Annotated in this window: 9 protein-coding genes, 3 tRNA genes and 5 pseudogenes; 1 reads left to right on the top strand and 16 read right to left on the bottom strand. The window is 44.6% G+C overall.

Features of this window, described 5'->3' with window-relative positions; all coding sequences use genetic code 11:
• Window positions 1-43: 43 nt before the first annotated feature.
• The 13 genes and pseudogenes from QNH28_RS25405 to QNH28_RS29790 form a co-directional block, all read right to left on the bottom strand.
• Window positions 44-187: a hypothetical protein gene (locus QNH28_RS25405; protein WP_283909048.1), complete on the bottom strand. Its 144-nt coding sequence runs from the start codon at window positions 185-187 to the stop codon at window positions 44-46.
• Window positions 165-860 (bottom strand): ABC transporter ATP-binding protein, encoded by a 696-nt coding sequence (locus tag QNH28_RS25410; protein ID WP_283909049.1) that lies wholly within the window; start codon window positions 858-860, stop codon window positions 165-167. The genes QNH28_RS25405 and QNH28_RS25410 overlap by 23 nt, the downstream gene beginning before the upstream one ends.
• Window positions 861-1027: 167 nt before the next feature.
• A pseudogene (locus QNH28_RS25415) lies at window positions 1028-1854 on the bottom strand (MetQ/NlpA family ABC transporter substrate-binding protein).
• A gap of 63 nt (window positions 1855-1917) precedes the next feature.
• Window positions 1918-2579 (bottom strand): annotated as a pseudogene (locus QNH28_RS25420) (methionine ABC transporter permease).
• A gap of 87 nt (window positions 2580-2666) precedes the next feature.
• Window positions 2667-3331: pseudogene (locus QNH28_RS25425) on the bottom strand (methionine ABC transporter ATP-binding protein); the annotation flags it as partial.
• Window positions 3332-3703: 372 nt separating this feature from the next.
• On the bottom strand, window positions 3704-5101 hold the full coding sequence (locus QNH28_RS25430; protein ID WP_283909050.1) for an ADP-ribosylglycohydrolase family protein: 1398 nt from the start codon (window positions 5099-5101) through the stop codon (window positions 3704-3706).
• 3 nt (window positions 5102-5104) lie between these two features.
• A complete protein-coding gene (locus QNH28_RS25435; RefSeq protein ID WP_283909051.1) occupies window positions 5105-6058 on the bottom strand; it encodes a nucleoside hydrolase in 954 nt (317 codons plus the stop codon).
• Window positions 6059-6102: 44 nt separating this feature from the next.
• On the bottom strand, window positions 6103-6735 hold the full coding sequence (locus tag QNH28_RS25440; RefSeq protein WP_349655018.1) for an ABC transporter permease: 633 nt from the start codon (window positions 6733-6735) through the stop codon (window positions 6103-6105).
• A gap of 41 nt (window positions 6736-6776) precedes the next feature.
• A complete protein-coding gene (locus QNH28_RS25445; protein ID WP_283909053.1) occupies window positions 6777-7040 on the bottom strand; it encodes a hypothetical protein in 264 nt (87 codons plus the stop codon).
• A complete protein-coding gene (locus QNH28_RS25450) occupies window positions 7037-8083 on the bottom strand; it encodes an ABC transporter permease (protein WP_283909054.1) in 1047 nt (348 codons plus the stop codon). The genes QNH28_RS25445 and QNH28_RS25450 overlap by 4 nt, the downstream gene beginning before the upstream one ends.
• Window positions 8076-8780: an ATP-binding cassette domain-containing protein gene (locus QNH28_RS25455; protein WP_349655076.1), complete on the bottom strand. Its 705-nt coding sequence runs from the start codon at window positions 8778-8780 to the stop codon at window positions 8076-8078. The genes QNH28_RS25450 and QNH28_RS25455 overlap by 8 nt, the downstream gene beginning before the upstream one ends.
• Window positions 8759-9636 (bottom strand): annotated as a pseudogene (locus QNH28_RS29680) (ABC transporter ATP-binding protein). Before QNH28_RS29680 ends, QNH28_RS25455 begins: the two are co-directional and overlap by 22 nt.
• 102 nt (window positions 9637-9738) lie before the next feature.
• Window positions 9739-10877, bottom strand: a pseudogene (locus QNH28_RS29790) (BMP family ABC transporter substrate-binding protein).
• Between the two features lie 325 nt (window positions 10878-11202).
• Here QNH28_RS29790 and QNH28_RS25475 point away from each other — a divergent pair.
• Window positions 11203-11952, top strand: coding sequence for an AraC family transcriptional regulator (locus tag QNH28_RS25475; protein ID WP_283909057.1), 750 nt, complete (start codon window positions 11203-11205; stop codon window positions 11950-11952).
• 127 nt (window positions 11953-12079) lie between these two features.
• Here QNH28_RS25475 and QNH28_RS25480 read toward each other — a convergent pair.
• The 3 genes from QNH28_RS25480 to QNH28_RS25490 all read right to left on the bottom strand — a co-directional run bounded on the left by QNH28_RS25480 (window position 12080) and on the right by QNH28_RS25490 (window position 12333).
• Window positions 12080-12158: transfer RNA gene (locus QNH28_RS25480), tRNA-Leu, on the bottom strand.
• Window positions 12159-12172: 14 nt separating this feature from the next.
• Window positions 12173-12246, bottom strand: a tRNA-Cys gene (locus QNH28_RS25485).
• Between the two features lie 12 nt (window positions 12247-12258).
• Window positions 12259-12333: transfer RNA gene (locus tag QNH28_RS25490), tRNA-Gly, on the bottom strand.
• Between the last annotated feature and the right edge of the window lie 3 nt (window positions 12334-12336).

Here is a 12336-nt window from a genome sequence, read left to right on the forward strand (position 1 = left end):
CCGTTTATTTTCAATTGCTGCATTTCAAAGGTTTTATAGTTGCTCAGTCCAATACTAAAAAAGAAGTAATGAGCCAGGTAGTAAGCACGATGGCTAGAATTACAAACCAGTTTCTGGTCCGGTTGGCTTTCAGGCTTCTGCTCGTCAGCTTTTTAACAATCGGCTTATTGCTGTTTGGAAACATCATCACAATGCCCTCCAGTAATTTTACCGTCCTCTATCCGGATGGTCCGGTCTGCAAGCTGAGCAATCTCTTCATTATGAGTAATCATTAGAATCGTCTGATTAAACTGTCTGCTTGTTACTTTGAGTAATCCAATGACTTCTTGACTAGTGATGCTATCCAAGTTCCCTGTAGGTTCATCGGCTAGGATAATGGATGGTTTAGCAGCTAAGGCCCGTGCGATAGCAACCCTTTGCTGCTGACCGCCTGAGAGTTGACCTGGGAGGTTGTCCAATTTTTGCGAGAGACCTAACGTATTCACAATATGATCCACGAATTCCTTGTCTATCTTGTTCCCATCCAACTCTATAGGTAGCACAATATTCTCGTATACATTCAGAATCGGCACCAGATTATAGTTCTGAAACACAAATCCGATCTTTCTTCTTCTAAATACGGTTAACTCATCATCCTTCATCCCAAAAATATTCTTACCATCTATGACCACCTGACCCTCTGTTGCTCGATCAAGCCCGCCTAGCATATGTAAGAGCGTTGACTTCCCACTTCCTGATGTCCCGACGATCGCTATAAATTCACCGTTGTTTACCTCTACGTTAATACCATCCAGTGCCTTGACCAGGTTACTTCCCTTACCATAATGTTTACTGAGATTAACCGCGCTAAGTACAGCCATATTCCCATCTCCATTCCGCTTTGTTATTCTACAGCCCATTATATAGAGCAGTTCTTACATTCTAGTGACACATCAAAATATCCCCACAATACATACTTTCTGATATGTAAAAAAGACTTGCCCATAATGGACAAGTCTCTATAAATTGCTGACCTAGCTATTTAAGCTTATTTAAAAGCTGGCAACGCGATATCCGCATAATTATCTTCAAGGAATTTCTTCACTTCTGGTCCGCTAATCCGTTTAGCTAGCTTCTGAATCGCATCAGAGTCCTTGTTGTCTTCACGCGCAACCAGGGTGATCGTGAATTCAGAATCCGCGCCTTCAGTAATCAGTGCATCTTTCTTCGGTGTCAATCCAAGTGGGCTAGCATAAGCCGGAGTCATTGCCACTAGATCTCCATCATCCAGCATACGAGCCAACATCAATAGATCTACTTCCTCAAACTTAAAGTTTTTGGATTCTCAGTAATGTCTGCTTGTGTAGCCTTGATGCCTACGCCTTCTTTTAGCTTAATCAAATCCGCAGCAGCGAACATTTGTAAAGAACGACCGATATTTGAAGGGTCATTAGCCATTACTAGTGTTGCACCTTCCGGCAGATCCGCAACATTCTTGTAACGCTTGGAGTATCCACCGTAAATAGCGTCATAGACAGGCTGTACCTCTACTAGATTGGAGCCTTTGCTTTCATTAAACTGCTTCATATAAGGAACGTGTTGGAAAAAGTTAGCGTCTACCTCTTTATTCGCCAAAGCCTCATTGGGCTGCACATTGTCAGACAGAACAACGATTTCAAGATCAATACCATCTTCCTTCAGGAGTGGCTTAACAATGTCCAGAATTTCCGTCATTGGTGGAATTAAAGTAGCAATCTTTAATTTCGTTAGCTCATCGCTACCTTTTGCAGAATTGTTCTCGGCTGCTTTATTAGAGCCACAACCCGCTACTACCAATACCATTAACATAAGCACAACTATCATTGATTTTTTCATTACTACAACTAACCCCCAGTTTATATTCAATCATTTTGTATAACATATATTTGAAGTACAGGATCAACGCTTATCTAACAGCCGTGAGATCGTTCCTCCTGTGAATTGAACCAATTGAACTAATACAATCATCACAACAATCGCATAGATCATCACTTCAGTCTCAAAACGCTGATATCCATACCGGATCGCAAAATCACCAACCCCGCCCCTCCAACAACCCCCATTACAGTCGAGTAAGAGATAAAACTAATGGTAGAGGTAGTAAGTCCGAGCACTAGACCCGAACGCGCCTCTACATACAGGAATTTAAAGATCAACCCCAGCTTCGAGGCTCCCATAGACAACGCCGCTTCTATGACTCCTTTAGGAACCTCCAGCAATGACTGCTCCACCAGACGAGAGTAATAAGCAATAGCAACTATGGATAATGGAACCGTGGCTGCCATTGTTCCAATCGCAGTTCCGACAAGGAAGCGAGTGACGGGAATAAGTGCAACGACAAGCAGCAGAAATGGAAATGAACGGATAATATTTACGATGCTGTTAAGCACCAATGATAATGTTTTATTCTCATAGAGCTGCCCTTTCCGGCAAAAGAACAACAACGTCCCGAGCGGAAGCCCCAGCAGCAGTGCGGCACCAACAGAAATGCCGACCATTATAAAAGTTTCTCCGATCGACTCCCACATCTGTGCCTGATATTGAAGTACACTATCAAACATGAGTTTCCCCGCTTTACCCAGAATTTGATCCCGGTACGAGCCAGTACGAACTGCAGCAGGTCGGAAATCACCGTCATTGCGAGAGAACGAATCTACGATTCGACCATTTTCCATCACGGATACGTGCGTGCATATGCTTTGACAACATCCATCTCATGCGTAACAATCACTACCGTAACCCCAAGGCCCCCATTAATATGCTTCAGGACATCCAGAATATCCGCAGTTGTACCTGGATCTAGTGAGGATGTTGGTTCGTCACATAGCAATAGTCCTGGACTGTTCGAAAGCGCCCGGGCGATCGCCACACGTTGTCGCTGTCCTCCACTTAGCTGTGCAGGATATTGCTCTGCCTTATCAGCCAATCCGACAAAATCGAGACATTCCTTCACCCGTTTCATCCGTTCACGTTTCGGCACCCCTGCCAATTCCAGTGGGATCGAAATATTGCGGCTTACCGTGACGTTATTTACCAAATTAAATTGCTGAAAAATCATCCCTATCTTTTCCCTAGCTTTCCGTAGCTGTTTACTCGGCATTTCGGTTAAATCATGCCCATCTACGGTAACTGTCCCTTGATCCGGCTTTTCCAGCAGATTAATTAGTCGCAGCAGCGTGGATTTCCCTGCCCCGCTTTCACCAATAATCCCGTGAATCGATCCTTTCTTCACATCCAGCGATACATCATCCACCGCCTGATACATGCCGTCCTTCAGCTTGAATGCTTTACTCACCCCACTCAGCGATAGGATTGCAAACTCCCCCTTCCTTTCCATTTATACTGGAACCTTCTAAGCCAAGGTTTGTACTATAATTATTTAAAAACTGTTTTACTAAAAATCTCTTTAAATAATAAGGCATTTTATGTTCTGTGTCATCATTTTTCTTTAAATGATATATCAGGAAAAAATGGTGATAACATAAAAACCCTTTATACCGGGCTATTTTTACGTGTTTATCTCCCTAATAAATTACTGTACAACTCCCTCTTCAAATCAGGATTCTCCTGTTACCTAACTCCTAAACCCCTGTTACATCTATTTCAGGAACTAGATAGCCACGAAAAAAGGATGTCTAAGCTCGATAGCTTAAGACATCCTATAATTCTTTTCGTATTCCCTGATCTAAGACTTTCCGTCAAGCTCCTTGCGAATCTTCAAGAACACCTGATAGCTGCGCTCGGCGCATTCCGAAATCGCTATCGGATGGAACCCAGGCAGATCCGCATATAGCGTATCATGGAGTGGTTCAACCCACGAAGCCGGCAGCACACTTGCTCCAAGCTTCGCTCCCATGATAGAGCCGACAGTAGCACCGTTACAGTCTGTGTCCATTCCTCCGTATACGGAAGTAACGACCGCTTTTTCAAAATCATTCCCGCCATAGACCAGCGAAGCAGCTACAAGAGCAGCATTATTATTGGTGTGCACCGCATCATAGTGGCTGAATGTATCCCAAATCTTACTTACCAACTCCCGCTCACTTTTGGCCTTCTGCGCAATATCTATACCTCGTAGAACGTCACTTGCCAGACGACTAGTACTAGGGATCTCACTAAGACCAATCTCAAGAATACGCTCGTTATCCTTTTCAGCAAAAGCTGCCGAAATCATCGCCGCATTAAACATCTCGCCATAGATCCCGTTCTTCACATGTGAAAAAGAAGCATCGCGCCAGCCTAACTCCGCCGCAAGCTCAGGATGACCTGCTGCACCATAAGCCAGTCCATCTGCGCGTATAGCTGCACCAATCCACTCCCGGTATGGATTTAAGTGCATCCGCACTCTTTCCTGCCGCGCCAGCCAATCCGCAGGCTTCTCACCATGCAGATGAGACGTTTCCTGTGCAAAATTCATATATGACTGTGTTTCCGCCGTACATACCTGAGCGTATGTCAGATGTTTATGCCAGAGCTTCCCGATATCCCAAGAATCCCAGTTCAGCCCCTTTTGCTCCAGCAACATAAGGCCTAGAACCGTGTAACGAATATCATCATCGCTCTCCATAAACTTTATAGTCTCGCTGGTACTCGCATACGTCCAATCACTTAAGCCAAGGCCATATTCTGCCTCTGCCCGCGAATGCCCAGGCGTATAGCCAGTAATGGGCCATGCATCGGCACCACGGAACCACAGCTCAATATTCTCCCAGCCCGGACGTCCATCTTTACCGTAGAGGTAGTCCCAATACTCCAGTGGTTTTCCAAGTGCGCAACCGACACTTCTACCTAGCCAAGCTCCGTAGAACTTATCTCTCCATTCTGCTTTGCTCCAGTCAGTCTCAAGCTTGCGTGGACCTTCTGGACGAAGACGACGAATCTCCTCCAGTGAAGATGGCTCTTCATAAGGAAAGTCCTCGGCAATCGTGAGTTCCATCAACTCGTTGTATACTTGCACCAGCTTGATCTCATCGGCACCTGCAGCGGCTAGTTTTTCCGCGAAGCCGTCAATCTTGCAGCCTTCTTCTCCACGCTGAACCAATTCAAACTGAACCGTCTCCTGAAGTCTCTCCCATCCTGCCATAGGTTAGTTCCCTTCAGCCGCAAACAGCTCTTGATCTAGCTTTTCCAGTGAATCAAAAATCAACTTCATAAATGCTTCCCGGTCTACTCCCACCAGAACTTCTACATTTGCTGGACGATCTGTTTTCTTTCTTTTGTCTGCAACCGTCATTCCACGTGTTAGCTTGCCTTCTGTCTCCACCGTTACATACAGATGCTCGGATTCAAACAGTTCTGGGTGCAAGAGCCAAGCTACTGCGCATGGATCATGCAGTGCACTACCGACATAGCCCATTTTCTTTCCGTAAATCGAATAGAAATCTAGCAGCTCTCCGACCATAGTGGACACTGGCCCACGCTCTTTCAATGCTACGATCTCATCTTCGAAAATCGCTGCCTTATCGGTCACATCCAGACCACTCATCGTGATCGGAATACCCGATTCAAACACGATACGAGCGGCTTCTGGATCTACATAGATGTTAAACTCCGCAGTAGAGGTTACATTTCCATAAGAAATTCCTCCGCCCATCAGTGAAATCTTTTCAATTCTTTCCTTAATCTCTGGATAAGCAGTGATTAGCAGGGCGATATTTGTTAAAGGAGCCATCGGTACGAGCGTAATCTTCTCCTCCGAAGAACGGATAATATTTAGCATAAATTCTACAGCGCCTTCTTCTACAGGCCGGAATTTACTTGGTGGCAATAGCGGACCGTCCATGCCAGATTCACCATGTGCCTCTTCCCCTGTAACAAGCTTGCCGAACAGCGGACCCGCAGCCCCTTTGGCTACAGGAATATCAGCATTCACAAAGCTGATCACTTTAAGTGCGTTTTCTGTGATTTTATCGAGGATCTGGTTTCCACCAACCGTTGTAATCCCGCGCAGATCCAGCTTCTCCGAATTTGCTATTGCAAGCAGGATAGCGATTGCGTCATCATGCCCTGGGTCGCAGTCAATAATAATAGGTGTTCGCATAGTCATTCACTCCTTAGTTGTATAGATCCTCGTTACTCCTATCGCTATTTCACTAGTGGGCTCTTAAGCTTTTTGTTCTTCTTCCGTGTCTCAGATACGGCATAGATCACTAGTCCAATTACCGTTGCTACATAAGGAAGCGTCCCGATCAGTTCTGCTGGAATCTTCAGGACTTGTAGCGCATTCGACAAGGCGTCTGCCGTACCAAATAATAGAGAGGTCAGCGCCGTACCCACTGTCGTACTTCTACCCATAGACTCTGCGGCAATCGCAATCCAGCCCCGACCTGCGATCATATCGCGAGTGAACAGTGACAGGTAACCCATCGACATATAAGCCCCACCCAAACCAGCGAAAAATCCACTAAGCAGCAAAGCCATATACTGTATTTTCACAACACTTACACCCACAGATTGAGCCGCATGTGGATTTTCACCCACTGAACGAATGCGCAGGCCAAGCGGTGTACGGTTTAAGAGATAGTAGACAACAAACACAGCAATGATAGATACATACGTCAAAATGTGATGCCCCGATAAAATAGGCCCTAGCACGGGAATATCCTTCAGCAAAGGAATCTCTACACTAGGTAGCACTTTACTCGCCAGAGAAGTAGAAGATCCCTTGTCTCCACTTAGTAGATAAAGAATAAACACGGTTCCTCCCGAAGCGAACATATTAATAGCTACGCCGCCCAGAATGATATGTGTTTTAAATTTCAGTGTGAAAAAGCTAATATTCCAGCGATCAGTGTTCCGGACATCACGGCCCCAAGTAAACCTACCCACGCGCTATGCGTGTAGCTGCTTACAATGACACCAGCTAACGCCGCGACAAGCATGATGCCCTCCATACCGATGTTGATGATACCAGCCCTATTAGAGATTAGCGCTCCCAGTGCGGCGAATAGAATCGGTGTCGTCACTCGAAGGACGGAGAAGGCAAAGTCAGTCGTAAAAATTACATCAAACAAGCTGTTCACGCTTCCTTCGCCTCCTTCAAGAGCATCCGATTTTTCCAGAACTTCAGGAATTGCTCAGCCGAAATTAGAAGAATGATAATCGCCTGTATGATAGAAATCATCTCTGAAGGTACATCAGATAAACGTGCCATCATATCGGCTCCGATCCGGATATACGCAAGGAACAATGCAGCACCGATTACGGATAGCGGATTATTTTTGGCTAACATCGCTACAAGGGCACCATCTAAGCCATAACCAGGTAACGAAGTCCATTGGAATCGGTTATACATCCCTAGTACTTCTACAGAACCGCCCATCCCCGCGATAAAACCAGCAATCAAGTGAACCAGTATAACAACCTTCGCTGTCTTCATGCCTGAATAACGTGCAAAGTTCCGGTTGATACCTGTCATGCGCAGCTCGTATCCCCATTTAGTCTTGTATAGGAATAGATGCGCTGCAATAATAAGTACGATAACGATAATAAGTCCGGTATGAATGCGGGTGCCAGGTACCATCTTACTCAGCAGTGCCGTTTTCTCGAATTTGTAGGATACATTGGCGAAAGCTTTTGCATCACGTAAATGATAGTTCAGTAGATATAAACCTACTCCAAACAAAATATTATTGAACATCAAGGATGTAACCAGCTCATTAGCATTCCATTTGGCTTTGAGGATCCCGGGTATTGCCGAGAGCAACGCCCCTACAATAGAACCCGCAGCAATAGCTACGATCGGATGAAGCCACCCGTCCAGCGTTAAATGAATAGCCAACACGGAAGTTACAACACCGGAGAAATAAAAAATCCCTTCAGCTCCTAAGTTGAACATATTTGCTCGGAACAACAAGGAAACTGCTAGCCCAGTGAACATGAGCGGAATGGCCATCTCAATCACATTACCGATATGACCTTTACTGGATAGCGGCTCAAATAGGAATATCCCAATCGTCTTCACCGGCTGATTGCTGACCAATGAGATGATCAGAAAAGCAATAGCGAGTGCAATTACGATTACTGCCGATGTTCGAATGTATTCAAAATATTTTACTTTAAACATGATTTACGGCCCTCCTGATTTGCTCCTCGTCCTGTCGATGAATCCCTAGCATATAAAGCCCTAATTCTTCTTCACTAACCTTGGAAGGCTCCTCGAAAAAGGCAACAATCTTTCCTTCATACATCACTAGTAGACTATCGCTGATCTCTAAGATCTCATTTAAGTCTGCTGACACTAGCAAAATAGCGCAATCGTCTGAGCGTAGCTCTAACAGCTTTTGATGTATGAACTGCGCCGCGCCTATATCCACGCCCCGTGTCGGCTGCTCTGCAATAAGCAGTTGCGGTTCTGTAGAACACTCTCTAGCTACGACAACCTTCTGCATGTTACCACCTGATAACATACCTATTGGCTGAGAAGGTCCCGAACAGCGGACTTTAAATTCTTCTACAAGTGATACTGCAAGCTTGGCAATTCGTGATCCATTTAAAAAGGGTCCTTTATTCATAGCTTTTGTACGATACTGAGTGGACAGCAGATTATCCGCTATGCTCGCATCACTGGCTATCCCTTGATGCATCCGATCCTCTGGGATATAGGAAACGCCTAGCTTACGAATATCCAAAATATCCGATTCACGAATATCCTTTCCCTTCACTAGCACAGAGCCCTGACTTGAAACTCCTCTTAAACTCCCCGTAAGAGCCTCAATGAGCTGTGTCTGCCCATTCCCTTCTACGCCAGCAATCCCGATAATTTGTCCCCGCGTACCGCAAAGTTGATATCTGTTAGTAACGCTTTGCCGTGTGCATCATTTACACCTAGGCCCTGCACAGTGAGTACCGGCTCACCAATAGACAGAACCTCCTTGTCGTATTTCAACACGACGTCTCTGCCCACCATAAGGCGTGAGATTTCTTGCTCCGTGACATCCTTCGTTTGGAAGACACCTTCACTACGTCCACTACGCATGATCGTAATTCTGTCGCAGATCGCTTTAACTTCTTTCAACTTGTGTGAAATAAAAACAATCGTATGACCCTGCTCTCTTAACTGCTTAAGCTCCCGGAACAATTCCTCTGTTTCCTGTGGGGTCAACACTGCGGTCGGCTCATCCAGAACGAGGATTTTTGCACCACGCAGCAGCGCCTTCAGAATTTCAACCTTTTGCTTCATACCAACCGTGAGATCCTCCACTTTTGCTTTTGGATCCACTGCCAGATTGTATTTCTTCGCAGTCTCTTCGGTCATGCGTACAGCTTCTGCATAATTGATGCCAACGCCCTTACGAGGCTCCATGCCCAGCACCATGTTCTCTGCTACCGTAAAGAAGGGACCAGCATAAAATGCTGGTGAACCATGCCAATTCCTCTATCAATGGCATCCTGAACAGATTGCAGCTTCACTTTTTCACCCTTGATAAAGATTTCACCTTCACTAGGCTCTTCCATGCCGAACATGATCTTCATTAAAGTTGATTTACCAGCGCCGTTCTCACCCGCAATCGCATGAATTTCTCCCTCACGTAAAGAAAAATGCACATCTTTATTTGCAACGACGCCATTGGGATACACCTTGGTAATTCCCCGCATTTCCAGCAGAGCTTTGTTCATCGGTCTCAACGCCTTTCCACTTGGAGGTCTGCAAAAATATACAGCTGGAATTCTTCGGATAGAAGAAGCTCCAACTGTAGGTTTATCACTTTATAGCTAAACTTAAGGCTTAACTGCGTTACGAATGGCTTCTACTTCTGAGGTTTCCATTCCCATCGCGTTATCTACTGTAATTTCTTTATTGATCAGCTTCTGCTTCACTTCTTCAACTTTAGCCTGAAGATCGGCCGGGAAGACATTTTTATAGATCTCATTCTCTGCAATGCCCACGCCATCATCTACAAAGCTCAACACATCACGTTTGCCCATTTCAAGCGTGCCCTCTTGTAATTTCTTCACGGCACCCAGAATAGCACTATCAATCTTTTTAATAGAAGAAGTAACGATCAAGTTTGCTTTTTCGCTATCTGTCTCGTTAAGCAACATTGCCTGATCGGAGTCTACGCCGATAGCATATTTCTTCTTCTCCTTAGCTGCATCAAAGATCCCAAGACCTGTACCCCCAGCAACGTTAAAAATAACATCCACACCGGAGTTATATTGAATCAGCGAAAGCTCCTTGCCTTTAGCCGGGTTAACGAAATCACCAGCATAAGAAAAAGCGACCTTCACTTCAGGATCAACATATTGAGCACCCTGAATGTAACCAACCAAGAAAGCATTAATCCCTGGAATGTCCATACCGCCTACAAAACCGATCACATTCTCAGGATTAGCATTAGGCATATCTGATTGTGTTGCTAGCGCTGCTACAGCACCTGCCAGAAAAGATACTTCATTTGTTGCATAAGACATGTTGTACATATTCTCTGGTGCTTCATCTATATCGGTATCATAGTTAATGAATTTTTGTCTGGATATAATTCAGCCGTTGCATTAAACATCTCTGTAATTTCCGATCCGCCAGAAATAATAACATCCCAGTTCTCAGCGGCGATATCGTTAAACGTAGGCTCCCATTTCGTTTTATCGACACCCATTTCTACAACCTTTGTTTCTGCACCCAGTTCATCCTTAACCTTTTGCAAACCGCTATTTGCAGAGTCAAAGAATGATTTATCTCCAAGTGTTCCTGGAATCAGAAGTACAACTTTGAGTTTATCCCCTGAACCTGTTTCTCCACCTTCGACTGCATTAGATCCTGCATTCGCGGAAGATCCATTACTCGACGTATTATTTCCACAGGCTGTGACCATTACCATTACTACTAGTAACAACAAAGAAAGAACTTTCTTTTTCATTTTCTATTCCCCCTATTTATAGTTGGTTAGTAATTTGAGAGGCTCTCCTTCTTAGTCCGTTGTATATTTCACGATTTAGATGGAAACTCTCATGTTGCAAGTTACATTGTCAACAATTTAATGATTTTAACGAATAGACTCAAAAATAGAGAGAAAATTATCATTTTTATAAATTATCCGACTAATTTCCGAACGAGATGGCCAGTCAGGTTGCTAATTTTCGGATTTGTTGATACGATCATATCAAATATTAATGAAAATAATTATATGATTTCGGTCATATTTTTGTACGATTCGGCTAAAACGTAATTATTGGAGGGTCATCATGGATCGTGTTCTATATATTGTAAATGCAGCACATGAGGTTAATACCTATATTCCACCGCATCAGCATGAATGCTATGAACTGGTCTATTACTTAAATGGATCGGGCACTACTAATGTGGGGTCGCGAAGTTATCATTTTCGTTCTTCTTCATTCGCGCTAATACCACCCAATCATAAACATGACGAGAACCATCGCGAGGATGCTACTATACTATTTGTAGGCTTCCATTCAAATCACCCAAATATGGAGAATTTGCAAGGCGTCTATGAAGATGATAAAGACCATACTGTTCTACAAATCTTGCTTCGGATGAAAGCAGAATTTACACGCAAGCAAGATGGATTCTCCGAACTATTGAATCTGCAAATGAGCGAAATCACTGTTCATCTGATACGGCTTCTTAGCGCCTCTGGTTTTCAGTCTCCAACGGAAGACAGAGTACAATATGTTCTAAACTATATGAATGAGCATTACCGCCATAAGCTATCAGTCGCAACACTCTCTGAGATGTCTGGATACAGCTATGATCGTTTCCGCCATTTATTTAAAGAGCGATTCGGTTCTTCACCTCTGCGCTATCTACTATTGAAACGTCTGGATTATGCAAAATCTCTCTTGCAGCATACCCAAATGCATATCTCTGAAGTATCCGCTGCCGCTGGGTTTGTGAATGACGCCCAATTCTGCAATATGTTTAAACGTGAAGTTGGTCTCACGCCGCGGGCATTCCGATTAAGCAGTCAATAAAACAACACTCCACACAAAAGGCCGTTGATTAGAGACGCCTCTAATTCAACGGCTTAAGAATAAAAGCTCAAAGACAAAAAAGGTTTGTAAAGTTGCTTATACAAGCGACTTTACAAACCTTTTGATATACCGGCGAGAGGACTCGAACCTCCACGGTTTCCCTCTCGATTTTGAGTCGAGCGCGTCTGCCATTCCGCCACGCCGGCACATATGAAATTAATGGAGGCGCCACCCAGATTTGAACTGGGGATAAAGCTTTTGCAGAGCTTTGCCTTACCACTTGGCTATGGCGCCATATGAAAAATTTGGAGCGGACGACGGGAATCGAACCCGCGACCCTCGCCTTGGCAAGGCGATGCTCTACCGCTGAGCCACGTCCGCATA

It is taken from the genome of Paenibacillus sp. G2S3, from assembly GCF_030123105.1.
Lineage (GTDB): Bacteria > Bacillota > Bacilli > Paenibacillales > Paenibacillaceae > Paenibacillus_AQ.